This window comes from Leptothoe kymatousa TAU-MAC 1615 (assembly GCF_018739865.1).
In the GTDB taxonomy this organism is placed as follows: Bacteria; Cyanobacteriota; Cyanobacteriia; order Phormidesmidales; family Phormidesmidaceae; genus Leptothoe; species Leptothoe kymatousa.
The window spans coordinates 750,862-774,893 of sequence record NZ_JADOER010000004.1 but is presented as its reverse complement, the minus strand read 5'-3'; the positions used below and the strand labels follow the sequence as shown (position 1 = coordinate 774,893).

General features: G+C 54.2%; 19 protein-coding genes. 11 read left to right on the top strand and 8 right to left on the bottom strand.

Going from position 1 to position 24,032, the window contains the following annotated elements:
• Window positions 1-21: 21 nt before the first annotated feature.
• Both IXB28_RS05660 and IXB28_RS05655 read right to left on the bottom strand, forming a co-directional pair.
• The gene (locus IXB28_RS05660; RefSeq protein ID WP_215617560.1) at window positions 22-1,125 is read right to left on the bottom strand and encodes a tocopherol cyclase family protein; all 1,104 of its coding nucleotides are present in this window, start codon (window positions 1,123-1,125) and stop codon (window positions 22-24) included.
• Window positions 1,122-2,186, bottom strand: a complete 1,065-nt coding sequence (locus IXB28_RS05655; RefSeq protein ID WP_215617559.1) for a 4-hydroxyphenylpyruvate dioxygenase family protein — start codon at window positions 2,184-2,186, stop codon at window positions 1,122-1,124. The genes IXB28_RS05660 and IXB28_RS05655 overlap by 4 nt, the downstream gene beginning before the upstream one ends.
• 184 nt (window positions 2,187-2,370) lie before the next feature.
• On the opposite strand from IXB28_RS05655, the gene IXB28_RS05650 reads away from it, so the two are divergent.
• The 3 genes from IXB28_RS05650 (at window position 2,371) to IXB28_RS05640 (ending at window position 5,812) form a co-directional block, all read left to right on the top strand.
• Window positions 2,371-3,264 (top strand): methyltransferase domain-containing protein, encoded by an 894-nt coding sequence (locus IXB28_RS05650; RefSeq protein ID WP_215617558.1) that lies wholly within the window; start codon window positions 2,371-2,373, stop codon window positions 3,262-3,264.
• Between the two features lie 2 nt (window positions 3,265-3,266).
• Complete coding sequence (locus tag IXB28_RS05645) at window positions 3,267-4,223, top strand: homogentisate phytyltransferase (protein ID WP_215617557.1); 957 nt, start codon at window positions 3,267-3,269, stop codon at window positions 4,221-4,223.
• Between the two features lie 74 nt (window positions 4,224-4,297).
• Window positions 4,298-5,812, top strand: a complete 1,515-nt coding sequence (locus IXB28_RS05640; RefSeq protein ID WP_215617556.1) for a hydroxysqualene dehydroxylase — start codon at window positions 4,298-4,300, stop codon at window positions 5,810-5,812.
• Between the two features lie 442 nt (window positions 5,813-6,254).
• Here IXB28_RS05640 and IXB28_RS05635 read toward each other — a convergent pair whose 3' ends face one another.
• The gene (locus IXB28_RS05635) at window positions 6,255-6,734 is read right to left on the bottom strand and encodes a GNAT family N-acetyltransferase (protein ID WP_215617555.1); all 480 of its coding nucleotides are present in this window, start codon (window positions 6,732-6,734) and stop codon (window positions 6,255-6,257) included.
• 175 nt (window positions 6,735-6,909) lie between these two features.
• Here IXB28_RS05635 and IXB28_RS05630 point away from each other — a divergent pair, with 175 nt between their 5' ends.
• Both IXB28_RS05630 and IXB28_RS05625 read left to right on the top strand, forming a co-directional pair.
• Complete coding sequence (locus IXB28_RS05630; protein WP_215617554.1) at window positions 6,910-9,159, top strand: MASE1 domain-containing protein; 2,250 nt, start codon at window positions 6,910-6,912, stop codon at window positions 9,157-9,159.
• Between the two features lie 18 nt (window positions 9,160-9,177).
• Complete coding sequence (locus IXB28_RS05625; RefSeq protein WP_215617553.1) at window positions 9,178-9,426, top strand: hypothetical protein; 249 nt, start codon at window positions 9,178-9,180, stop codon at window positions 9,424-9,426.
• Window positions 9,427-9,447: 21 nt separating this feature from the next.
• Here IXB28_RS05625 and IXB28_RS05620 read toward each other — a convergent pair whose 3' ends face one another.
• The 4 genes from IXB28_RS05620 to IXB28_RS05605 form a co-directional block, all read right to left on the bottom strand.
• Complete coding sequence (locus IXB28_RS05620) at window positions 9,448-10,098, bottom strand: TVP38/TMEM64 family protein (protein ID WP_215617552.1); 651 nt, start codon at window positions 10,096-10,098, stop codon at window positions 9,448-9,450.
• 2 nt (window positions 10,099-10,100) lie between these two features.
• The gene (locus tag IXB28_RS05615; RefSeq protein ID WP_215617551.1) at window positions 10,101-10,685 is read right to left on the bottom strand and encodes a Crp/Fnr family transcriptional regulator; all 585 of its coding nucleotides are present in this window, start codon (window positions 10,683-10,685) and stop codon (window positions 10,101-10,103) included.
• A gap of 228 nt (window positions 10,686-10,913) precedes the next feature.
• Window positions 10,914-13,862 carry an Npt1/Npt2 family nucleotide transporter gene (locus IXB28_RS05610; RefSeq protein ID WP_215617550.1) on the bottom strand — a complete coding sequence of 983 codons (2,949 nt, stop codon included), beginning with the start codon at window positions 13,860-13,862 and terminating at the stop codon, window positions 10,914-10,916.
• 287 nt (window positions 13,863-14,149) lie between these two features.
• Window positions 14,150-15,337 carry a caspase family protein gene (locus IXB28_RS05605; RefSeq protein WP_215617549.1) on the bottom strand — a complete coding sequence of 396 codons (1,188 nt, stop codon included), beginning with the start codon at window positions 15,335-15,337 and terminating at the stop codon, window positions 14,150-14,152.
• Between the two features lie 308 nt (window positions 15,338-15,645).
• On the opposite strand from IXB28_RS05605, the gene ilvN reads away from it, so the two are divergent.
• On the top strand, window positions 15,646-16,173 hold the full coding sequence (ilvN, locus tag IXB28_RS05600; RefSeq protein ID WP_215617548.1) for an acetolactate synthase small subunit: 528 nt from the start codon (window positions 15,646-15,648) through the stop codon (window positions 16,171-16,173).
• Between the two features lie 98 nt (window positions 16,174-16,271).
• On the opposite strand, the gene IXB28_RS05595 is transcribed toward ilvN, so the two are convergent.
• Window positions 16,272-17,474 (bottom strand): lipid-A-disaccharide synthase-related protein, encoded by a 1,203-nt coding sequence (locus tag IXB28_RS05595; RefSeq protein WP_215617547.1) that lies wholly within the window; start codon window positions 17,472-17,474, stop codon window positions 16,272-16,274.
• 123 nt (window positions 17,475-17,597) lie between these two features.
• Here IXB28_RS05595 and IXB28_RS05590 point away from each other — a divergent pair, with 123 nt between their 5' ends.
• The 5 genes from IXB28_RS05590 (at window position 17,598) to IXB28_RS05570 (ending at window position 23,935) form a co-directional block, all read left to right on the top strand.
• Complete coding sequence (locus IXB28_RS05590) at window positions 17,598-17,807, top strand: hypothetical protein (RefSeq protein ID WP_215617546.1); 210 nt, start codon at window positions 17,598-17,600, stop codon at window positions 17,805-17,807.
• A gap of 555 nt (window positions 17,808-18,362) precedes the next feature.
• Window positions 18,363-19,454 (top strand): amino acid ABC transporter substrate-binding protein, encoded by a 1,092-nt coding sequence (locus IXB28_RS05585; RefSeq protein WP_215617545.1) that lies wholly within the window; start codon window positions 18,363-18,365, stop codon window positions 19,452-19,454.
• A gap of 472 nt (window positions 19,455-19,926) precedes the next feature.
• Window positions 19,927-21,375 (top strand): amino acid ABC transporter permease, encoded by a 1,449-nt coding sequence (locus IXB28_RS05580; protein WP_215617544.1) that lies wholly within the window; start codon window positions 19,927-19,929, stop codon window positions 21,373-21,375.
• 5 nt (window positions 21,376-21,380) lie between these two features.
• Window positions 21,381-22,976 carry an amino acid ABC transporter permease gene (locus tag IXB28_RS16520; RefSeq protein WP_246559624.1) on the top strand — a complete coding sequence of 532 codons (1,596 nt, stop codon included), beginning with the start codon at window positions 21,381-21,383 and terminating at the stop codon, window positions 22,974-22,976.
• A 176-nt stretch (window positions 22,977-23,152) separates the two neighbouring features.
• Window positions 23,153-23,935 carry an amino acid ABC transporter ATP-binding protein gene (locus IXB28_RS05570; protein ID WP_215617543.1) on the top strand — a complete coding sequence of 261 codons (783 nt, stop codon included), beginning with the start codon at window positions 23,153-23,155 and terminating at the stop codon, window positions 23,933-23,935.
• Window positions 23,936-24,032: the final 97 nt, after the last annotated feature.

Genomic DNA, 24,032 nt, shown 5'->3' with positions numbered 1-24,032 from the left:
TACGGCAAATGTCAACAGCAATCAGGCTGGCCTAGGGCCTACCGTCCATTCAGTTTTCCAGTCGCCGCCGACTTCTAAGCCGGCCTGGTTGCTATGGGCACCTAAGATCAATAACTGTCTTCGCTTTTGCCAAAGATTAATGGATAAAATCCCCCGGGTAGTATCACGGCATTGATACTGCAACCCATGGGCGGTGGGCACCTGTATGCGCACTCCGTCTAGGTCTGTGTGGCCCACTATTTCCACTCGATAGTGGGGTTGTTCTGCCCACACTCGCCAATGGCCCCAGGGAGACACTTGCCAGGTAATTTGTCCGTTCCAAGGAACAAACTCATAAAACTGTCCTTGGTGGTGAATGCCTACCATGCCAACGGATTCTTGAAAACCCAACGTTTGGCGAATACCACCGCCGCACGTAATGGAAAGATCCGGTTCATGTTCAAAGGCGTTGCACTGAATCCAAAACCATTTTTTCGGAAATGCCCCACCCCAGTTTTTTTCGGCATAGGCAGGTACTTGGGTAAACTCAAACCGTCTGGGAAGACCAGCCCCACAGCCCCCGATGTTGGTTGGGTTTGGGGAGCCTAGATCTGCGGCAGCCTGGCGAGCGATGTCCCGAGGGGCCCATTCAAACCAGCCCGTGGCGAGACCGTGGGCCATCAGCACTTGCCAACCCGGTTCAAAAATCTGTAAATGAGACATCCAGCCGGCGGTGGATTTTGGGGTGGGCGTCCCCCAGGTATAAATCGGCTCTATGGCATAATGCCACCGGACAATGCGGTGGGTGGCGGGGTCCCAAAATTGGCCTTTGTGCACAGTGGCCGTGGCCTCGTAGCCTTCTTCCATGGCACCATGGCGACGCTGGCCATGGCCCAAGTTATGTTTCCAGGCCCAAAATGTAGCGACATCCGGCAAGGCGCGACAAAAATACTGTTCGTCTGGCCCCAGAATTTGGACCGCCCCTCCAGTGGCCAGGGTGGGCTGCTTTGGGTCTTGGAGAGAATACATAAAGGCAATGGACTGGCTGTCGGGCAGCGTCAGACGGTAGTACCAGCCTTCAAAAAAGGGGTGTTGGCGACTATCCCAGTGATATCCACTGTGGGGCACAGGGGGGGATGACCTCATCGCACACCCAAGACCTCTGCTTCGGCGGCTTCTATTGCTTGATACAGGGCTAAAAAGTTCCCCTCACCAAAGCCTTTTGCGGCACAACGACGCTCAATAAACTCAAAGAAAAAGTGATTTTTGGCAAAAATTGGGCGGGTAAACGTTTGCAATAACAAGGACTCTGGCTTTTGCAACTGCCAGTCGATCAGGATCTGTTGTTCAACAATCTGTTGCCATTCTTCAGCCCCCATGGGCACCCTGGGGCAGGTTTGTAACCGCTGCTGTAGCTGATCGTAATAAGCGCGGGACACGGCCAGCAGCGCCATGCCTCTCCGACGGAGCGCTGCCACCGTAGCGACAATGGGGTCGCCATGGAGGGCAATATGCTGAATGCCAGCCCCCTGATTCACATCTAAAAAAGTTTGAATTTGTGAGTTTTTTGATGTGGGCTCATTGATATTGAGATAAACCTGGTTCTCTGGACAAAAGAGAACCTGGCTTTGTAACCCAGAACGGTCCGTTTGAATTTTAAAACTTTGTTGTTTTTGTAACCCCAACAGATGTTGATAAAACGTCGTTGCCGCCTGCAGTTGCCCCTGGGGCACATTTAGCACCACATGATCGATATCCTGTGGTGCCTGCGGCAAATGCTTCAAGGGGTATGTTGCAGGGGGCTGATGTTCAATTAGGGTATGCTGAATCCCCGGCCATCCCTCAATTCTGGTCCATACTGGGGAATGGGTTTGATGGCGTAAATCGGTGAGATGGTCGAGGATAGTGGCAAACGACCCGGAGGTGTGCTGTTTTGCCTTGACTCGACTAAACATGGCCGCCAGATCGTCCACCGCAATGGCAACATCCGCCACCCCAGGGGGATGGTGTCTGAGGTAGTCAGCAACGGGGCTATCGGCCCGACGGGGAGAGGAAACAACAAAGAACGTATGGCGATAGCGAAGAATTTCCACCATGCGGTCCGGCAAAATCAGACTTTTCTCGGGCGTCCAACCTAGGTAGTTTGCAAACCAGCGCCGTTGGGCAATCGCATCTTCAACAAAAAAGTGGATGTGATCAATTTTCATAGATGCGAGCATGGGGCAATCAAACGCCTTTAAATCAAACGGCTTCTGATTGCTAGGGTAATGCGATTTGCTTGAACTGCTCGTTTCCTTAACAACAGGCTTGGAGGTCTTAATAAATTTAGAAATCCGTCGAGGCTTTCTTAAAAATAGACATACCCTGGCAGTAACACCTACCTTACCCGCCATGACGCCATCCTCCACTGTTGCCCCCGGTGTGTCCCCATCTGGGGCTCCACCCCTTACGGAACGTATCCAGCGGTTCTACGATCAGTCCTCGCAGCTATGGGAGCAGGTATGGGGTGAGCACATGCACCATGGCTACTATGGTGTGGATGGTTGCGCCACAGTGGAAAGCCCCCAAGCAGCGCAGCAGGAGCTGATAGAAGAAATTTTGCGCTGGGGCCAGGTGGACAGGCCCCAATCAATATTAGACGTGGGCTGCGGCATTGGCGGTAGCACCCTCTATTTGGCTAGTAAATATCGGGCCACGGCCACAGGCATTACCCTGAGCCCGGTCCAGGCAGAGCGGGCCAAAACTCGGGCCAGGGGCGCCGGGCTGGGGGACCATGTGCAGTTTCAGGTGGCCGATGCCCTGGCGATGCCCTTTGCGGACAATAGTTTTGATTTGGTTTGGTCTTTGGAAAGTGGCGAGCATATGCCCGACAAAGAACGGTTTCTGCGTGAATGTTGTCGGGTGCTAAAGCCGGGGGGCACCCTGTTGATGGCCACCTGGTGCCATCGGCCTGCCCAGCCGCCCCTGACGGTGGCGGAACAGCAGCACCTGGAGCAAATCTATAGGCTATATCATCTGCCCTATGTGATTTCCTTAGAAGACTATCAGGCCATGGCTGCGGCCTTACCGTTGCAATCGGTGCAAACGGCGGACTGGTCTCGGGCGGTGGCTCCGTTTTGGCAGGATGTGGTGAAATCGGCCCTTAACCCCCAGGTACTCTGGGGCATTTGCACCGCCGGATGGCAAACCGTAGAGGGGGCGATCGCAATTCCACTGATGATGACGGGCTATGGCACAGGTCTGATTCGCTATGGGTTGTTAACCGGCATTAAGGCAGGGGAGTAGCCATGGTCACCAAGCTAAAGCAACAAACCGACTCGTTTTCCCTAACCCGCTGGCTGCGATCGCTATGGGCCTTTGCCCGCCCCCACACCATTGTGGGCACCAGCCTTAGCGTGGGGGCCTTGGGGATTATGGCCTGGGCCCTGGCAGCGGAGAGCCTATCCCTAGGTCGGGCCGTGGGGTTAATTTTGGCGGCGTTGGTCCCCAGTCTCTGCGCCAATGTGTACATTGTTGGCCTCAACCAGCTAACGGACATTGCCATCGACCGCATCAACAAACCCAAACTGCCCCTGGCCTCCGGCGCATTTTCTGTGGCCATGGGGCGGCGCATTGTGGGGGTGCTGGGGGCCTTAGCCCTGGCCCTATCGGCGGTGCAGGGGCCGATCCTGTTCGCCACGGTCCTTTCCAGCATGGTGATTGGCACGGTCTATTCCTTGCCACCGCTCCGGCTGAAGCGCTTTCCCTTTTGGGCCGCCCTGTGCATTTTTGGGGTGCGGGGGCTGATTGTAAATTTGGGATTTTTCACCCACTTTCGCCGCGGGTTTAGCCCAGTATCGGGGCCGGCGATTCCGGCGGAGGTATGGGCCCTGACCGGGTTTGTGGTGCTGTTTTCAGTTGCGATCGCACTGTTCAAAGACATCCCCGATTTAGAAGGCGATCGCCAGTTCCACATCCGCACCTTGACCGTGCGTTTAGGGCCAACCTTCGTGTTTAACCTATCGCTTTGGGTGCTGGTGGGCGGCTATGCAATGCTGGTGGCCCTGGCCTTCACCAGTCTGTCTGCGGTGAATGTCGATTTCCTCAGCATCACCCACCTGGGGCTTTTAGGCATGCTGCTATGGCGGGCGCGACAGGTCAAGTTAGCCCAAAAGTCTCACATCAAACAGTTTTACCAATTTATCTGGCGACTGTTTTTCCTAGAATATCTCTTGTTTCCCATGGCCTGCATTCTGGGTCAATAGAGCGCCCGCCCAGAGCACCGCTGCACCAAAGAAGCTTCTGGTCTACAGTACAAAAGTAGTCTGGTGGGCAATTCATGAACGCAGCTGGGAAAAATGTCATCGTCGTTGGAGCGGGCTGGGCGGGCCTAGGGGCCACCTATCATTTAGCCAAGCAGGGCTATAACGTTACCCTGCTGGAGGCAGGAGCCCAACCTGGTGGTTTGGTGGCCGGTTGGAAAACCCCAGGGGGCCGCTCCGTAGAAGCCGGCATCCACGGGTTTTGGTATCCCTACAACAATATTTTTTCCCTGGTGGACGAGCTAGAGATTCAGCCCTTCACCCCCTACACCCGCTCCTCCCAATATTCACCGGCAGGGTTAGAGGTAGAATCGCCATTGTTCCAAATGATGCCCTACCTGCCCAGCCCCTGGGGCACCTTTGCCTACACCCAGTTTAAGCGGTTGCCCCTGGCGGATCGCATGTCGGCACTGCCGCTGCTCTATGCCGTCATCGATTTTGATAACTCCGATGATGCCTGGAAGCGGTACGACGGCATGTCGGCCCGACAGTTGTTTAGACAGTATGGCGTCACCGAACGTCTGTATAAAGAATCCTTTGAACCCATGTTGCTGGTGGGGCTGTTCGCCCCCGGGGAACAATGTTCTGCCGCTGCCGCCCTGGGCATGCTCTACTACTTTATTTTGGCCCACCAGCCAGACTTTGATGTGCGCTGGTGTCGTGGCACCGTGGGGGAGATGATTTTCCGCCCCTGGGTAGACCGCATCGAAGCGGCCGGGGGTAAGGTGTTGGCCCATAAGCGTGTGAGCGATATCCAAACCGAGAACAATCGGGTCACGGGCGTTGTTTGTTCTGGTGTGGACGGCGACGAACAGTTTGACGCCGATGCGGTGATTTTCTCGGTGGGCATTACCGGCATGAAAAAGATTGTGGCGGGCAGTGAGGCCCTGCGCGATCGCACCGAATTTAGAGACTTACAAAACCTGGGTGGGGTGGATGTGCTGGCCACCCGTCTGTGGTTTGATCGCAAAATTGATGTGCCCCTGCCGTCGAATGCGTGCTTTGGCTTTCACCCAACCACGGGCTGGACATTCTTTGACCTGAATGAACTCCACGATGAATATAAAAACGAGCCGGGCAGCGTGATTGAGGTGGACTATTACCACGCCAACCAGCTTTTGCCCCTCAGCGACACCCAAATTGTTGAGCTCACCCAAAAGGATTTAGCGGGCTGCATTCCGGCCTTTGGAGACGCCAACGTAGTGGATCAGGCCGTGGTCAGAATTTCCCAAGGGGTGAGCCACTTTGCCCCCGGCAGCTATCGCTATTTGCTGCCAGGGACAACAAGTTTCGACAATGTCTTTATGGGTGGCGATTGGATTGTTACCCGCCATGGGTCCTGGTCCCAGGAAAAGGCCTATGTGACCGGGCTGGAGGCCGCCAATCGGGTAGTGGATTTGCTAGACATGGGAACAACAGCAGAGATTACGCCAATTGTGCCGGATGAGCCCCACATTCAAGCCGCCAGAGCGGCGAATAATACGGTACGACAACTACTGAATCAAGTCGTCCCCCAGCTGTGGTCCTATTAGTTTGTTGGCCATCAAGCTCGTTCAGTAAGCTTTGATCCTGTAGGCGTGACATGGACTACAAAGTACAGCATCCGTAGCGCTGTTAGAACTTCACTCGATCTTCATCAGTCTCTATCTGTCAGGGCCTAAACCCAGGCGTATGGGTAGCTAAGGTCTTGGAGAATTAAGTTATGAATACCGTTATGCTGCTTGCGACTATTGAAATTTGCAACTTTATGGGTTGCACCTGGTTGGAAACTGCGATCGCATTTGTGCAAGAGTGGGTTTCTAAAATCACTGTCTAGGGATTCGTTATAATCAGCCACTGATTATAAAAACCAAATGCCGGACTTTGGGGCATGCTGCTGCCAAAGTCCGGCACATTGTTGTGCCAGGGCGATCCTTGGTGAAATTTTAGGCCGGGGCGATTATGCCCCGTTCCCCATGGGACCAGCCCCATAGATCAGCCCAAACGGTTGGCACCGTACTTCATATGGATCAGCGCCACCCGATCCTGGTTCAAATCAAGTTTTGACTCCACCCCATAGGGCCGAAAACCCAGCTCCGTGTATAGCAATAACGCCCGAGTATTGTTATTAAAAACTGACAGATGGGGCCAAGCTTGATATTTCGTTTGGCACACCTGGGCCATGTGTTGAATCAAACATTTACCCAGCCCCTTACCTCGATGGGCCTTGGCAACAACAACATTGCCAATGAAGGCCGACTGTTGAGGCACCACATCATACAGGTTAGAAAAAGCAACAATCGTCGAATCAATTTGCCCCACGGTGAGCTCCTGACGCTGGGTGGCAATGGCCTGAAGCTGCTCTTCATCCCAAGGATAGTGTCCCGTGGGACACACTAAATAGAGCTCTTCTGGGGAGTCCACTAAATTACCGATGGCCCCATAGTGATTTTCTGTTGCTGGAAGAAATTGCACGTTCACACCTTGCAATAAAAATGTTACAAGGCACCAAGCTATACGGTCCCTGATGCCTGCCTGTCTCTTTTCTACCTGATATATCAATTTTGGGCACTCTGCTCTTAGCCATCCTCTACAATTCTGGGTAAGGGTCTTTAGCGCCGCTGGGCCCATTCATCATCTCTACCGAGCAATGGCAAATGAACGTCGATGGTATGCCAGTTATTGGCTGCAAGCCGGTTGCCTGGCTATTTGTTTTTTCCTGGCTGCCCAGCTGTCGACCAAAGCCCTAAATATAGAAGCGACGGCATCGCCCCTGTGGCCCCCCGCCGGTATCGCCCTGGCAGCCCTGCTGCTGGGTGGCCCCAAGCTTTGGCTTGGGGTGGCCCTCGGCGCTTTTTGGGCATCCCTAGCAGACCAGGTGTCCATAGGGTTTTCGTTCGTGCTGTGTCTGGGCAGTGCCCTCCAGGCCCTGGTGGGCAGTTATTTACTCCGACGGCGCTGGGAGCGCAGCCTGCAGCTCTACGATTGGCAGCTAGACGATTTACTTACGTTTTTGGGGTTTGGGATCATCCTCACACCGATGATCAATGCGCTATATAGCACCTTGGCAGGCTATTGGTTTGGGGTAGTCGAGCCCAGCGCGCTGCTGTCCAATGCCATCGTGATTTGGCTGGGGGATGGCATGGGCATTTTGGTGCTAACGCCCTTTTTGTTGGCCCTGGCGGCGGGCTGGCGCCATGCCATTACCCTACGTATTGCCCCCCGGTGGGAGTTGGGCCTATGTCTAGGGTCGTTAGTGGTGGTCAGTGCCATTGTGTTTGGGGCAAAAACGGGCAGCGCGATCGCACAATATCCCCTCGAATATCTGCCCTTTCCCTTTGTGGTTTGGGCCGCCCTGCGCCTGGGGCTACGCGGCACAACGCTAGCCAGTTTTTTAATCTCGGTGATTGCCGTCATCGGCGCCGTACACCGGGGTGGCCCATTTATCACCAAAGCCGAAGGCAACCTCAGCGAAGCCATTTTGCTCTTGCAAATTTACGCAGCGGTAATTAGCATTACGGCCCTGGTATTATCTGTTGTCGTAACAGAACGACAACAAAGTAAAGCCAAACTAGCCCGCAGTGAAGCCAGCCTTGCCAATGCCCAGCGCATCGCCCAGTTGGGCAACTGGGACTGGAGCCTGACACTAAATGAAAAACTGTTGGATAAAACCCTCAACCAGTCGTCGGCGCCGCCCCATAACAACGAACTCTTGTTTGACCATGCCCTGGTCTGGTCCAATGAGCTATACACCCTCTTGGGCTACCCGGTGGGAGCCGTGCCCCCCAGTCAATCGCTATTTTTAGAGCGGGTCCATCCCAACGACAAACGGCGTGTGGGCCTCGCCTGGAAAGTAGCCCGCATGCACCACCGGCCCTACCGTCTAGACTATCGTTTACAGCTACCCGACGGCACCGAGCGCACCGTCAATGAACAGGTCCACATCGAAGCCGACCGCATTACCGGCACCGTGCAGGACATTACCGAACGCAAACAGGCAGAAGTTGCCCTGCGCGAAACCGAGGCCCTGCGGGCAACCATGTATCGCTACCTGAGCCAGGACCTGGCAGAACAACTATTAGAAAGTAACAACACCCAACTGGGGGGTGCAAGGCGGTTTGTCTCGATTTTATTTGCCGATATTCGCCACTATACTACGCTAACGGAACAACTCACCCCGGAAGAAGTGGTAGCCCTGCTAAACCGCTACTTTGAAACCATGGTGGACGTGATTTTTGACCACCGGGGCACCCTGGATAAGTTTATCGGGGATGCCATCATGGCCGTGTTTGGCTCCCCCATCCCCTACGAAGAGCATGCCCAACAGGCCATAGCCGCCGCCATCAGCATGCAACAACATTTGGCCATATTTAATCAACAACAGCAGCAACAGGGGCTATCCACCCTGCAAATTGGCATTGGCATTAACTCAGACGATGTGATTACGGGCAACATTGGCTCTAGCAAACGCATGGAGTTCACCGCCATTGGGGATGGTGTCAATCTCACCTCCCGCATAGAGAGTGCGACCAAGCTCTACGGCTGTGCCATCATCATTAGCGAGAATACCTACAATTTGTGTCAGGACACCATTTGGGTCAGGGAACTAGACTACGTCTGTGTCAAAGGGAAACGGCAGCCGGTGCGGCTGTATGAAGTGCTGGGTTTGCAAACGACGCCCCTAACGGACCAACAGCAGCAGCAGCTTAGGCTTTACGCCCAGGGGCGCAGCCTTTACCAACAGCAAAAGTTTGACCAGGCCGCTGAGGTCTTTGGCACCCTATTGCGCCACACCCCCAACGACCAAGCCACCCGGTTGTATATCGCCCGATGTCAGCAGCTCCAGCAGCATCCGCCCAACGACGATTGGGATGGCGCCTGGCAATTGCAGGAAAAATAACACCGACGACGCCCATAGATGGCGAAAATAGAAGAGTCATCGTCGTTTCCTGAAAAACACACCATGAATCCCCTGTGGATAGCTGCAGCCACCTTGACGCCCCTAGGGTTGGTCCTATTTATCGGCAACCGCTTATTTAAGCAAGCGCTCACCAAAGAGGGGCTATGCCCGGTTTGCCAAGGCGCAGGCGGCCTCTGCAAAACCTGTAATGGCCTGGGAATGATTGGGGAAACGACCCCAGACGACAAAGACGCACCAAACCAGTAGGCGCAGCGAGACACAGCCCCCCTATGCCTGAGGCTGTTTGCGTTGCAACAAGCCGGTCAATAGGGCCAGGGCAAAGACGCCGAGAATCGCAAACCCCAATAACAGTTTTCCCCCTTCCAATAGCCCCGCCCCTAGGGCAACAATGGGGGGATTGGAAATGGCAATGCTCAGAAGTAACGCTGGCACAAACTTAAGCCAAGAGGCCTGGGTGAGACCAACGCCATAGGCAACAAAGTCAAAAAAGCCCGTCATCAGAAAGGCCGTCATCAGAAAAAAGTTGCGTTCCAAATGCTTTTGGCTCAGGCCATCCACCCGGGTGATAAATTTTTCACCCACCAGCCGTTGCACAAAGTCGCGGCCAAACTGTCGGGAGAGGAAAAAGCTCAGGCTACAGGAGCATACATCCGCCAGACAAATGACCGCCAGCCCTTGGAAAAACCCGAGCAGACCACCGGCCAGCACGGAATAGGCGGTGCCGGGGAGGGCGGGAATAACAACACTGGTAAAGCGGAGGGCAAATAACCCCAGGGGGGCCCACACCCCTAGGCGATCCACATTGGCGCGCAGCTGACTAATGCCGTAGCGCTGGATGATCACAATGATGAGAATAGTTGCGATCGCAATTCCCACCAGCTTTAGCCACCGGGTCCATTTACGGGCAGTTGGAGACATCACTAATAGGGCCAGGGGCTTTCATAATTTGTTTGACGTATTTTCGGCGCGGGCCCCTGGGGGGGCTTGCCGTTACCCACCTTGGCCACCGCCCCCGTGGGGGCCACCTCCTGCAAAGCGTCTTTCATAATGGGAGATAGTCTGGGCTCTTGGGGCGTCGGCTGTCGGTTGCGCTCCTTATTAATTTCGCGAATACGGCGGGACAGCATCCGAATGATATTGACCGCAATGCCAGGGGTTTCATCAATGGCTTCGTAGAGCTGCTGCTGGGTGAGCATCAAACAATCGCAGGCGGTCATGGTGGTCACCGACGCAGAGCGAGGTTCCGCATCAAACAAAGACATTTCCCCAAAACAGGTGCCCTTTTCTAGGGTTGTCAGGTTTTGCGCCTTCAGGTGTACCCGCACCCGGCCAGATACCACAATGTACAGGGCGCGACCTTCCTCTCCTTCCTTAAAAATACGATGGTTCGCAGGAAACGATAGCTCATCCATAATGGACGCCAATCTCACCAGAAAATCATCCCGCAGTTCCTTAAAGATGGGAACTGCGCGTACGAACAATAACCGGTCAACGCTGGTGAGCATGATGAACTAAAGTGTGGCTATGGCCACAGAATAGATGAAATCAGACAGGGGGGTGCATTTGTATTCTGGCAGTGTATAGCGCCCCTGGGGTGGATGCAAGATAGCCCAAGCCGTTGAGGAAGAACAATCGACCTGCCTAGAACATGCCCAGATTCGGAGAATTGTGCTCAGCCGCTCCCAGGGGGCGGGAATTCGCGCCCTGGGCAGTTGGCTTGCCCTGGCCCTGGGCTAAACCAACGCGTGTTTCTTCTTCATCTTTTTGACCTGGTCCGCCACCAGGGGATTCGGGTCGTTTTCCATCATGGGCAATAGGGATTCTAGGGCACGGGGGGAGGCCATATCCAAATAGCTCAAAACCGCCTCGCGCACAAACCCCACCGGATGCCGGAGGGAGGCAACCACGTGGTCTACGCTAATACGCCACTGCTCACTGCGCGCCGCGTGGAAACAACAGGCCAAGGCCCAATCCGATAGAAAATGGCGGATTTCCATTAGCTGCCCCAACCGGGCCTGGGGGGACAGGGGTTCGTACACCACAAACCCGCCAATGGCAGCCACCGTCACCTCTTCACTAGATTGTTCGAACAGGGCCAGAATGGCTCGCTTAGCCGGAATATCCAATGTATTATCCAAAATTTCTAGACCCTGGGCCCGGCTGCTGGAGGAACCTTCCAAACTGAGTTCTGCGGCTTGAATGGTGGAGGATGGGTACAGAAAACGCATTAACAACAGCATTCTCTCTAGGGCATCGGTGCGCATATCGCGAATGGCCCGGCGCAGCAAGTCAAAGGCATCGCCGGGCACCTTATCTTCAGTAAAGTCCACCAGCGCGCCACAGAGCTGGCCAATAAACCTAAGTTCTTGATTGAGCAGGGTTTCCACCCCCTGGCGACCCAGCTGATCGAGGGCTAGCTCAATGTCGGTGGAGCGACGAATATTTTGCTCATCCGAAAGCTTTACCAAAATGCGTAAAATCCAACGGCGGGGAGGCCCCCAGGAGGTCATCAAATTAGACACAAGCAGGTTCATGGCCCGCAGGGTGCCAATGCGGCCAATCACATTCCAGGCCTGGTGGCGCAGGGTATCCGACCGGTATGCATTATTGGCCACTGACACCAGCATCGGCAGGGCGTCATTGCCCAGGTCCACCAGGGCCTGCATGGCGGCTTCGCGGGTTGATTTATAGCGCAGGGCCTGGAGCAGAGAGGGGTAGTGCTTTTCTAAGCGCGTCGAGGCAATGGCTTCTAACATGGAGCGCCGCACCCGCAGGGAATCGTCTTGGAGCAGGTTGGGCACGTGCAGCCGCAGCCCCTGCATATACTCGGCTTCCCCCAGGGCGCGACAGCCCATGACGCGCTCCCGCTCTTCTTTGTGGGTCAGCATTTGCTGCAAAATGTAGGTGGCCTTGGCCCGTTCTGACGAACTGCCCCGTTTGAGCATCATGGAGGCGGCGGTGCCCCGCACCACGGGGTCAACGCTAGTTTGGAGATAAGGCTTGAGCTTATTCACATCGGCATCTTCTTGGGTAAGCCACACATAGCGCACGGCCAGGGCTAAGATAGCGGGCTCTTGAGACGGAGAAATCAGGGCATCGACATAGCCCGTAAAGGTGTGGTCGGGGTAGGCCAGCATGGTCTCCAGGCTTTGCTGCTGTAGCCCTGGGGATAGCTCGCTCAACATGGGCGCCAACACTTCGCTAATGCTGCGGGGTTCAATTTGGGTGAGCAGCTCTATTAGGGAGCGTTTATCGGCTTCGGGGCCCGGTTTATCTAAGGCTTCGATAATGGCCTGTTTGAGCACCCGCAAACTGGCGTCGGAATAGCTCAGCAGCCCCCGCTCCGCAGTCAGCACCAACAGGTTTAGGTACTGCGATCGCAACAGAAAAATACTGCCCAACCACAGCAACGACAGCCCCAGGGTAATCACCAAAAAGATGCGATCGCCCCCAATACCCAACCACCTGGACAGGCCCATCACCGCCAAAATCCCCACGCCCACTAAACCAATGCCCACCGCTTCTGCCACCCCAATTAAGGACTGGATGCGGGCCCGCCGCTGGGCCGGTATGGGCTGAAACAAAACCGGACGACTGCTGGCGACCACCGTATAGCGCAGCCACTCATCCACAAACTTGAGCACCACCAGCCCCACAAACAGCCCGGTGGCCCCAGCCAACGCAGGCAAACTCACCAGCAAACACAGACCGCTCAGCACCACCAATAGGGCCGGTAAAATACCAGCGGTAATAAACAAACCCAACCGTTCGATCAGACGGCTGGAGGTAAACAACTGGGTAAACAGCTCCGCCAAGCCCAAGATGCCGGTAAAAATCCCCAAAAATGTTGCCGTAGTATCAACGCTAAAGCCCTGGTTAGTTAACTGGTAGAGAAATTGGTACTCCAGCAGATATAGCAACCCTTGGGCAATAACAAAAAAGCTCAACAACAGCAGCACATAGCGACGAATCAGCTTCCGCAGCCGTCTGGCCGAGAATTTAACATTTGTCGCATCCACCGTACGCAGTTTAGAGTCCGGGAAGGCATGGTCGTAGGCCGTGCTGATATAAAACAACACGCCGGTCGCCAGCAACATAATGGCAGGCACCAGAAAAATCATGTTGTTAATATCCACCACCCTCAAAACAGCCACCAAGGTGAAGCCGCTCAGCACGTCGGCCACCAGATTGCCGCTACTAATTAACGGATAGGTGCGTTTGATTTCACGAATATTAAACAGCTGCCCCGCCAACACCGACAGATTGAGATCGTTCAGGTTAGTAATGGCCTCCATCCACAGCCGCATGGCAAAAATCGTAGCAGGGGCCCAAATGGCCACATCTAGACCGATGCGAAAAAGAAAAATGGGCAACGTCATCAACAGCGCAATCAGCACAATCACCTGGCGCAGGGGCAAAAGCCGCTGCAACCAAGAATAGATGCTGCCTAAGCTGATCCCCACCGGAGCCGTGAAGAGATAGATAAACGGCAGACTACTGGCCCCATATTCCGCTAGGAAAAGCGCAGCCGAGCTAAACTCCAGCCACATAATCCCCATGGACATCAGGGTGTAAAAAGCAAACAGCAACAGGGTGCGGTCACCTTCCTCCGTGCGGAGGTTAAGGACAGCAAACAGTTTCTGAAGCCAGACAGGGGGTGAAGACGAAAATTCCGATTGCATGGGCAAACAATGGACAGAAGCGAACGATCTAGCAACCAACAGAAGCTATGATCTTGCCCAGACGCTACCGGATCATTCACAAATCATCAATAGCAACTTGGCCTAGCCAGTTTATTTTGCCCAGATTTCGCCTACCTAGATTGCTTGGCGGCCCCGCCTACAGAATTGATTGCCCCCATTCGGCATTAATGGCGGACGCCCGTAAGAAATAAGTTCACAACCATAAAACGTCCAGCGACAAACGCTCTACCAAATTCCGACTGCCAAATTCCGACTTCTCACTTCAGTCACCGCAAATAGCGGGTGGAATTCCCATGGCCATTATGGCTAGGAAGTTTGGGTTGCTCGCCCGACAGCATGGGCAAATGGGTAAGCTGCGGATAAGGCTCCTGGGTCAGCAGCTGCGTCTCAATGGCCGCCACGTCTTCATGGGTCAAGGCCAGCTCTCCTTGCAGGTGGCGCAACCACTTTTTCAACGGCTGCCCCAGGGGATTTTCCAACGAAAAGGCCGTCATCAATGCCTGACGGTAGCGATCGCAATTGTCTTGATGGTCCGTGTAGGGTGCCATCACATCGAGCTCAATTAGCTGGCCCTGGTGCACCGTTAACCCCAGCTGATGGCGCAAAAACTCCAACACATTGCGACAGTCGCCGGGAATATGGCCGCGATGTCGCTTGGCATAGCTCTCCAAGCTACGGCGATATTCCCGCTCCGGGGAATAGGTCTTAATGGACATCAGCGGGCGGTCAGCGCCATTCACCTGATTCTCGTCATGGGCCATCATCGGCCACAGATCGGCATTGGACTCGCCCAGGCTATGGCCCATATAGGACTGAATATCGTTCACAGAAATGCCGCCGTCGGCATCCATATCGGCCAGCCCACTGGTCAGGCCGTCAATTAACCGCTGGGTGTAGAGCGACAGCCCCAAATCGGTGACGGGCCAGGGGTTTGCCAAACTGCCTCGGGCCGTCAGCACAATCGCATTACAGTCTGCCAAACGGGAAAGCCCCAGGCGATCGACCTCCGGATGGTTAGCTGGGCTCATCTTCTTAACGGCGGCGGGGGGCAGGGTGCGCCACAGACAGTCCAGAATCATCACCCGATGGATATTTTCCTTAACGGAGGGCAAGGCCTGGCGGATATAGTCGCTGGAAATTGCCGTGGTGGATAGATTTTTGCCATCCGTATCGGAGGCGGGCAAATAAAGGGTGCCGTTGGGCGCAATCACACCGCAGCCGGTGTAGTAAATCATGCACAGATCGCCCCGGCGACAGCGATAGGTCATCAGTGCTAGGGCGTGGCGTAGCTCCCCCAGGTTGGGATTGAGTAACGTGGTGATTTGATCATCCCGTACCTCTTCAATTTCAGTTAATAGGGCTTGTTGCAAAGCGGTTACATTTGCGATCGCAGGAGATGGCCCCGGAGTCAGATGTTCAGCTTCCACGCCAACTAACAATATGTGCTTGCCCATGTTTTTTATGCTCCTGCCAAACGGTGATGAACGCTTGTCAATGGTGAAACGACCGGCTTGTGTAAACTTTTCGTAAACGGTGTTCATCATCAGGACGCTTAAAACGGAGCTTATCTTCTAGTTGTAAAAATTTGCATTCCAAAAACCCGGATTTTGGATACAAGCACCTACAAAGGCCAAAATTTTGAACAGAATCCGGATTTCCAGCAACCAAAACCACACTGGATTAGGCACTAAGATTGCACAACATATTGAACAGAAGCCGGGGTTCTGGAATAAAATAATGGGCCATCCATCATTTTCTCTCCATGAAACACACCCTTTCCGTTTTGGTCGAAGACGAAGCAGGCGTTTTGACCCGCATTGCCGGCTTGTTTGCCCGTCGTGGATTTAACATCGAAAGCCTTGCCGTCGGACCCGCCGAACAGTCAGGCATTTCCCGCATCACCATGGTGGTGCCCGGAGATGATGGGGTGATCGAGCAGTTGACCAAGCAGCTCTACAAGCTGATCAACGTGCTCAAGGTCAACGACATTACCGAAAAACCCTGTGTCGAACGGGAATTGATGCTGCTCAAGGTCAACGCCAACAGCACCACTCGTCCCGAAATTATTAACTTTGCCCAGATCTTCCGTGCCCGGGTGGTGGATGTGGCCGACGAATCGCTGACATTAGAAGTGGTGGGCGACCCCGGCAAAATGGTAGCCATTGTCCAGGTGCTGGATCGGTTTGGCATTCGTGAAATTGCCCGCACCGGCAAAATTGCCCTCACCCGCGAATCGGGCGTCAACACAGAATATTTGAAGGCCCAGGCCCCCGCCGCAGTTTTGGGGTAGCTTCGACTGCGCTCAGCTACCAAACGACTGCGCTCAGCTACCGGTGGCTGAGCGTAGCCGAAGCCACCGACTTCCGGCACTCTGACTTCCATCCCCACCTACGCCAACAGGGTTTTAACCAGAATTTCAGCAATGCGCTGCCCCGCCCCCGGTGGTCCCATGCGGTGCAGACCATTTTCATAGATTTCGGCCTGGCGACTGGGGTCGGCCAAAATAGCCTGGAGCGCTTGCCCCATTTGGCTAGGCTCCGCCACCAGGGTGACCGATGGCCCCAAATGGCGGGCCTGGGCCTGGGCAAAGCTTTGGGTAAATTGGGGACCTGGCCCCGGCAAGGTTAGCACCGGCTTGCCCAGACCAACAACCTGCTCCGTGGCGGTGCCCGCAGTTGCGATCGCCACATGGGCCCGCTGGGCATAGTCCACAAACGCCCCCTGAGCAATTATCAACGAATGCGGCCCCTGGCCATAGCCCGCCCCCCGAGGCTCCCAACCATAGCGGGCCAAGGTGGCCGCCAGCTGAGCCAAATCTAAACTGGGGGCCGCCGCCACCAAAAACGCAAACCCATGGGGGACCATTTCCATCATATTTTTAGCCCCCTGCAGCAATCGCTCCCAATTCCCATAGACCTCAGGCGCGCGCGACCCCGGCAGCAACAACACCTTCAAGGTATCCACAGTGGCCAGCTTCACAGGGGATGGAATCACAAACCCATCCATCATCGGATTGCCAGCATCGTAGGCCGTCACCGCCCACCGATGGAGCCGCTGGGTGGTAATGCCATCGCGGGCAAACACACAGGCACTGCGACGCATCAACCAGCGCTCCCAGGGCATATAGACACAGGTGCGCTGAAAATCCAGATGGTCCAGCCAGGAAGACTGCTCTAAACACAGCCCCTGCTCATTGCGCACATAGTATTCAGACTTGGCCGTCCCCACAAACCCATAGGAACAACGACTCAGCCAACCAAACAACAGGGGCACAATATCCCCCACCGCCAGCACCACGTCATCGGCCCGGAGCCACTGCCCCATGGCCCGCACCTGGGCCACCGTCAGCTGCAGCAACCCCCCTTGCAGGTCCCGGGCCAGCTGCTGACCATCCATATAAATAAACCCACCCGAAGGCATTTGCTTCGTTGGCCCAATAATCTCCACGCCCAATTTTTGGTACCGCCGCCCCTCGCCCACAATCGGCAAAGCGGCCATGGGCAAATCAGGCAACATCCCTTGCAGGGCCTGCAAAATCCTGATGGCGATTAGATCTTCCCCATGGCCATTACTAACGCAAAGCAGCCTCATTACGACGCCCCATCCTGAGGCCGACCCGAACGATTGTGAGAAAACTTGTCAAAAATAAACATCTACTTCAACAGGTGATGGGGATAATAGAGGCGAGAATGTTAAAAGATTATTAAAAAATACATGTCTCCTTTGCTGCTCCGTCAACTATGGTCTGTCATTGACGCCGCCCATAGCAGTCATATTCTCAGCCTAGACGATCAGAGTTTAGTCAACTGGGTCATAGAGCAACTATGCTACCAATCACCGTTGGACAACGCTGAGCTATCCCAGGTGAACCGCTACATTCAGTCAAAAGTATCCCTAATTCGGGACCTAGCCCAAAACCAGTAGCCGTGGAGCAGTGCCTCACCTCGGCCCCAGCCATTGACTATTGCCCCAAAAAGTGTTGATACGCCACAACGGGACAAGTCTTAAATTTTACCCAAATTCTCAAACGGTGCTCAAGGATACAAAACCCTGGTATTGCAATGAAATCAATCGCTGGCAGCTGCAGATTTAGGCCAGAACTGCCGCGTATTATACGCATTAATTCCTAGTAGGCGATACCATATCGTCTTAGGATGCATTAAACGTATTTTGTCATTGTTGATTTTCAGGAAGGATTCATTTACCAATTTTCTGGAATGCGTCTTTCCCTAAGGCACAATGGCAGAGTTTAAACGTTGCCGATTTTTCAGATCAGGCTAGCTGGCGGGTATTGGCCGATGGCAATCCGTTCAGCCTAGTTCGGGATCTAAATCAGCAACGGCGAATCCTGGCTTGGATAATAGCTGTGTTCCGGCGATAGGCCCTGTGTCAATCGTGGGCTTTTCTCGTTTTTCCCAAAACGTCCACAGCGTTACTCAAGTTTCTTGGTCTATTTCAATGGAGTGTGTGAGGTTAATTATGGCTAAATGGGGTTCTTCCTTAGCAGCGTTACTCGCTGTCGCCCTGCCACTGGCTGCCTGCGGTGGTGCTCAAGATGCAGTGGATACAGCCACTGATGCCGCTGGTGATGCGGTGGATGCAGTCGCTGGTGCCGTTGGCGGCAGCCGTCTGGATACAGTATTGAGCCGTGGCACCCTCAACTGCGGTGTTGACGGTGGTATTCCCGGCTTTAGTTTCGTTGACGAGAGTGGTACATACTCTGGTCTTGACGTAGATGTTTGTAAGGCAGTGGCTGCGGCTCTGTTTGATGATCCCGAAGCGGTTGAGTATCGTAACCTAGACTCCACTGAGCGCTTTGAAGCCCTCAAGGGTGGCGAGGTGGATATGCTCTCCCGTAACACAACTTGGACCACCAGTCGCGACACGTCTGTGGGTATGGAGTTTGCGCCCACTACATTTTTTGATGGTCAGGGCATGATGGTGCGCGGCGATAGCGGTGTGACCACCCTAGAGGACATGGAAGGTCTATCCATCTGTGTTGAAACCGGTACCACCACTGAGCTCAACCTGACTGACCAGTTCCGTCAGCGCGGCGTTAGTTTTGAGCCCGTTGTTTTCCAGGATGCAGACGCAGGCTATGCGGCCTACGACGAAGGCCGTTGCGAAGGCTTTACCTCTGATAAGTCGCAGCTAATCGCCCGCCGCAGCACCCTAAGCGAGCCCGAGGCCCACGTCCTCCTAGAAGTTACGATGTCTAAGGAGCCCCTAGGTCCTGTAACCATCAACAACGACTCCGCTTGGTTTGACACCGTTAAGTGGATTACCTACGGTCTGATTCAGGCTGAAGAGTTTGGTTTAACCGCTGACACCATTGAAGCCGCTGTTAGCAGCGAAGATCCCAACGTGCTCCGCTTTGTCGGTGCTGAAGGTACCCTAGGTACTGATATGGGTCTGCCCAACGACTTCATGTTGCGGGCCATTAAGCATGTGGGCAACTACGGTGAGATCTTTGAGCGCAACCTGGGCAAAGACTCTCAGTTTGAGCTAGAGCGTGGTCAGAATGCGCTTTGGACTGATGGTGGCCTTATGTATTCTCCTCCGTTCCGTTAATTGGAGACATTAATTAGAAAGTTTGTTGATTTAGTGACGGTTTTATTACGGTAATCGTTGTTAGATTACCGTAATCGTTGTTAAATTTAAGACACTTTTTTGGGGGCCTTTGGGGGCCCTTTTTTTATTCACCGTTAGATTTAAGACATTTTTTGTAAGGGGCCAAAGGCCTCCTTTTTTATGCCGTCTTGTCGCGGCAATTGCCCCGATGGTAGCCCATGGCACTGCAGCAGCAGCCGAATTACATTACGTTTACTAACAGTTTTAATTCCCCAGGTAAAAAAGACTAGAATCTCTTATCACCTCAACCCTATGATGGTGCCTATGGAGATCGTAAGTCCTTGGATTTTGTCGGTGCTTGCTCTCTTAACGGGCTTTAGAGCTATGTCTCTTTATTCCGTTGTTCTAGCTAGCGGGGCTATCCATAGCCCGTGATCTTCGCCGTTACTAAGCCCCTTGTTCTCTGTTCGTTATGGCTAGTCGCAGTAACAGTCCCATATCTGCTATCCAGTCTCTACTCCGGGACGAACGCTTCTGGAAAATTGCGTTCCAAGCGTTAATTGTGTTGTTTGTGGTGGATTTGCTATGGCATTTCTCCGCCACCCTCAATGACAACATGCTCGGTCGGGGTATTAAGTTTGGTTTCAGCTTCCTTAAAAATCCCGCCGGATTTGCCATTGGTGAAAGCCTTTTGGACTATAAGGCCCAAGATGCCTACAGCAAAGTTATTCAGGTCGGCATCATTAATTCCCTCCGGGTGATGATTGTCGGGGTGATTTTAGCGACCACCGTGGGGATTACGGCCGGTGTGGCCAGTTTCTCCGATAACTGGTTGCTCTATAAAATTAGCCGCGCCTATGTGGGGCTGGTGCGCAACGTGCCCCTGTTGCTGCAGCTGTTTTTTTGGTACCTGGCGGTTTTCTTTAGTTTTCCGTCGCCAAGAAGTCCATTTGTCTTTCCCAATGCAGACCTGAGCTGGTTTGTGGTGAGTAAAAAGGGAATTTATGTGCCGGGGCCATCCTTTACCCCAACGGTTTGGACTGGATTGATTCTATTGGCGGTGTCGCTACTGTTGATTGGTCTATTTTTCCGATCGCTCAAGGTGGTGCGCCGGGGCAGTTATCGCGGTGGTGTCGGGCCGCTCTTGGGCTACGGTTTTAGCTTGCTGATGATTCCGGTTGTTGTGGTCGTGGAGTTTTTCTTACTCTTCAACTGGAGTGCCAATAGAGGGCTTTACTTCAAAGGAGCATTTCCGTCATTGATGTCCAGCGCCCAAGGGCTGTGGGTGATGCTTTTATTGGCCCTGTTGATTCCGTTGGTATTGCTGGCCAACTGGCGCACCAAGGTGATTGTGGACCAGGGGCAGTCGGGAAAACCGCAGCTGATTGCGATCGCACTCCTTATCCTCTTCGGCATTCTCGTTGTCCTATTTGCCTTTGGCTGGCAGACCCCCATTGCCGGACTAAAAGACGACGGCACCTTTACCGGCGGCGTCACCGGCGGCCTCAAACTCTCCCTAGAATATTCCGCCATTGTCACCGGTCTCACCTTCTACACCGGAGCCTTTATCGCCGAGATTGTCCGGGCCGGCATCCAATCCGTCTCCCAAGGACAGTGGGAAGCCGCCCGCTCCCTGGGTCTCTCCTCCGGCTTAGCCATGCGCATGGTGGTGTTCCCCCAGGCCCTGCGGGTGATTATTCCGCCCCTCAACAGCGAATTTGCCAACCTCGCCAAAAACTCCAGTTTGGCCCTCGCCATCGGCTTCCCCGACCTATATTCCGTCGCCAACACCACCTTCAACCAAACCGGGCGGCCGGTGGAAGTCTTCTTACTGATGATGGCCACCTATCTAATCATCAACCTTTTGATTTCGGTGAACATGAACCAACTCAACAGTGCTGTGCAGTTTAAGGAGCGGTAGGGGCGATGACAACAACGACACCCAATTCACCTCTAGTCCCAGAATCCAGCCCGCCACCCATTGCCCAGTCGGGGCCAGTGGCCTGGTTGCGCAAGCATTTATTCAACACCTGGTACAACGCCCTGCTCACCGTCATCCTAGTGGGCGTCATGCTACTGGCGGTGTGGGGCATGTTCAACTGGATCTTCAATGTCGCTGAGTGGGCCGTGGTGCCCAATAACCTGGCCCTATTCATGTCAGGTCTATATCCCTCAGAGATCTACTCACGCATTTGGGCCATCCTCGGTGTCAACGTGGCCATGGCCGGTGTCACCTGGGGGCTGCTAGTCCGCAACCAAGGCAAGCTGTTTAGCCGCAATGTCCTCATCGGCGTTGCCATTATCTGTGCCGGGTTTATTATCCTGCCCCTCACCCGCCCCTCAGCCCTCACCCTCATCGCCCTGGTGGCCTTGGCCCTAGCCTGCGCCTGGGGCGGCAAAACCCTGGGGCAACGCAAGCTAAACCTCAGTCAGTTTTTAGCGGCGGGCTGGTTTTTAATCTATTCCATCTCGCTACTGATTTTAGCGGGGGGTGACATTCGCAATAGCCTCCTCTTTTTAATCGCCACCATTGCCATCAGCATTTGGCTAGCCTCGACGGTGTTTAAGCTGTTGACCAACGCCGCCATCATTGATGGCATCAGCGACAACATTGTCGGCATCTGGGCCATGCGGGTGCTGTGGTTTGTCGGTAGTTTAGTGCTATTTCTACCGCTCTACGGCTTCCTGAACGTCCCCCTGTTGCTGAAGCTGATCACCATCGTCACCTACATCGCCTTTGTGTCGTTGTTGGTGCCCATCCTGGCCGATCGTAGAACCCTGACCACATTCGTCATTGCCGCCCTTTTATTTGGTCTAGGCTGCTTTGCCATTAGTGCCGGTTTAGATGCCATCGGCGGTTTCCTTGGGTTTAAGCCCATCGGCACCAACAACTGGGGCGGCCTTACCCTCACGCTGTTCTTAGCCATTACCGGCATTGCCATCTGTTTTCCCATCGGCATCCTCATGGCCCTAGGGCGGCGCAGTAATTTGCCCATCATCAAGGGTCTCTCCATTGCCTACATCGAGCTAATTCGCGGGGTGCCCCTGATTTCCATTTTGTTTATGGGCCAGGTGATGATTCCCCTATTTTTGCCAGAAGGTGTGCGGCCCGACAACATTGTTCGAGCCATTGTGGGTCTTACCCTGTTTAGTTCTGCCTATCTCGCCGAGAACGTGCGGGCGGGTTTGCAGGCCATTCCCCGGGGGCAAGTAGAAGCCGCTGCGTCCCTAGGTCTCAATAGTCCCCTTACCCTGTCCCTGATCGTGTTGCCCCAGGCGCTGAAAGTGGCGATTCCAGCCATTGTGGGTCAGTTTATTAGTCTTTTCCAAGACACCACCCTATTGGGAATTGTGGGTCTAGTGGAGCTTTTGGGTATCAGTAATAGTATCCTGGCCAACCCGAAATATCTCGGGGATTATGCCGAGGTCTACCTATTTATTGCCATGCTCTATTGGTTCTTCTGCTATGCCATGTCCCTAGGCAGTCGCCGCATTGAGCGCGCGTTGCACACTGGACGCTAACCCCCTCTGCATGCGGCATCTCCCCCTACGAGGGGGAGAGCTTCCTGAGGAAAATCCGTTGCTCGATTAATTATTACTTTTGTCCGATGTTAAATCCCGTGTCGTCAATTACATTCCCACGGGTAGTCAATGCCAAAATAGTCCTGGGGTCTGCCCCACCATTAGGAACCTGAACCATGACTCAAGTGGATATGTCCGTAGCCAATCAGTCCAGCTCTGTCGGTAGTGAAGCCGTCATCGTCGCCACCGATGTGGAAAAGTGGTACGACAATGGCTTCAATGTGCTCAAGGGCGTCAGCCTGAATGTGTACAAAGGCGAAGTGGTGGTGGTGATGGGGCCTTCGGGTTCGGGTAAGTCCACCTTTATTCGCACGTTTAATGCGCTGGAGCCCTACCAAAAGGGCAGCATCGTCATTGATGGCATCGAGATTTCCCACGACCTCAAGAACATCGAAGAGATTCGTCGGGAAGTGGGCATGGTGTTCCAGCAGTTTAATTTGTTTCCCCACCTGACGGTGTTGCAGAATGTCACCCTGGCGCCCATTTGGGTGCGCAAGCAGAAGAAGCGTGATGCGGAAGAAACCGCCATGCAGCTACTAAAGCGAGTGGGTATTGCGGAGCAGGCCAATAAGTTTCCGGGGCAGCTGTCCGGTGGTCAGCAGCAGCGGGTGGCCATTGCGCGATCGCTAGCGATGCAGCCGAAGATAATGTTATTTGATGAGCCTACGTCGGCACTGGACCCTGAGATGGTGCGGGAGGTGCTAGACGTGATGCGGGGTCTGGCGGATACGGGCATGACGATGGTATGTGTGACCCACGAGGTGGGGTTTGCCCGTGAGGTGGCGGACCGGGTGGTGTTGATGGATGGTGGAGTGCTGGTAGAGGAGAATACGCCGGATGAGTTCTTTAATAATCCGAAGGAAGAGCGCTCTCAGAAATTCCTATCCCAGATTTTGTAGGGTGCCGTTATTAACGCACCAAATTTGGAGTAATGTGCCGATCTCTCCCCTCTTGGGAGGGGTGCCGCAGGCGGGGTGGGTCTCGAACGCTTGCGCT

What these genes read in the sequence shown, in the direction of transcription:
- IXB28_RS05570 (WP_215617543.1), top strand. Translation starts at nt 23,153, where the DNA reads ATGACTCAAGTGGATATGTCCGTAGCCAATCAGTCCAGCTCTGTCGGT.
- IXB28_RS05610 (WP_215617550.1), bottom strand. Translation starts at nt 13,862, where the DNA reads ATGCAATCGGAATTTTCGTCTTCACCCCCTGTCTGGCTTCAGAAACTG.
- IXB28_RS05660 (WP_215617560.1), bottom strand. Translation starts at nt 1,125, where the DNA reads ATGAGGTCATCCCCCCCTGTGCCCCACAGTGGATATCACTGGGATAGT.
- IXB28_RS05630 (WP_215617554.1), top strand. Translation starts at nt 6,910, where the DNA reads ATGGCAAATGAACGTCGATGGTATGCCAGTTATTGGCTGCAAGCCGGT.
- IXB28_RS16520 (WP_246559624.1), top strand. Translation starts at nt 21,381, where the DNA reads ATGACAACAACGACACCCAATTCACCTCTAGTCCCAGAATCCAGCCCG.
- IXB28_RS05650 (WP_215617558.1), top strand. Translation starts at nt 2,371, where the DNA reads ATGACGCCATCCTCCACTGTTGCCCCCGGTGTGTCCCCATCTGGGGCT.
- IXB28_RS05645 (WP_215617557.1), top strand. Translation starts at nt 3,267, where the DNA reads ATGGTCACCAAGCTAAAGCAACAAACCGACTCGTTTTCCCTAACCCGC.
- IXB28_RS05595 (WP_215617547.1), bottom strand. Translation starts at nt 17,474, where the DNA reads ATGAGGCTGCTTTGCGTTAGTAATGGCCATGGGGAAGATCTAATCGCC.
- IXB28_RS05585 (WP_215617545.1), top strand. Translation starts at nt 18,363, where the DNA reads ATGGCTAAATGGGGTTCTTCCTTAGCAGCGTTACTCGCTGTCGCCCTG.
- IXB28_RS05620 (WP_215617552.1), bottom strand. Translation starts at nt 10,098, where the DNA reads ATGTCTCCAACTGCCCGTAAATGGACCCGGTGGCTAAAGCTGGTGGGA.
- IXB28_RS05580 (WP_215617544.1), top strand. Translation starts at nt 19,927, where the DNA reads ATGGCTAGTCGCAGTAACAGTCCCATATCTGCTATCCAGTCTCTACTC.
- IXB28_RS05590 (WP_215617546.1), top strand. Translation starts at nt 17,598, where the DNA reads ATGTCTCCTTTGCTGCTCCGTCAACTATGGTCTGTCATTGACGCCGCC.
- IXB28_RS05615 (WP_215617551.1), bottom strand. Translation starts at nt 10,685, where the DNA reads ATGCTCACCAGCGTTGACCGGTTATTGTTCGTACGCGCAGTTCCCATC.
- IXB28_RS05640 (WP_215617556.1), top strand. Translation starts at nt 4,298, where the DNA reads ATGAACGCAGCTGGGAAAAATGTCATCGTCGTTGGAGCGGGCTGGGCG.
- ilvN (WP_215617548.1), top strand. Translation starts at nt 15,646, where the DNA reads ATGAAACACACCCTTTCCGTTTTGGTCGAAGACGAAGCAGGCGTTTTG.
- IXB28_RS05625 (WP_215617553.1), top strand. Translation starts at nt 9,178, where the DNA reads ATGGCGAAAATAGAAGAGTCATCGTCGTTTCCTGAAAAACACACCATG.
- IXB28_RS05655 (WP_215617559.1), bottom strand. Translation starts at nt 2,186, where the DNA reads ATGAAAATTGATCACATCCACTTTTTTGTTGAAGATGCGATTGCCCAA.
- IXB28_RS05605 (WP_215617549.1), bottom strand. Translation starts at nt 15,337, where the DNA reads ATGGGCAAGCACATATTGTTAGTTGGCGTGGAAGCTGAACATCTGACT.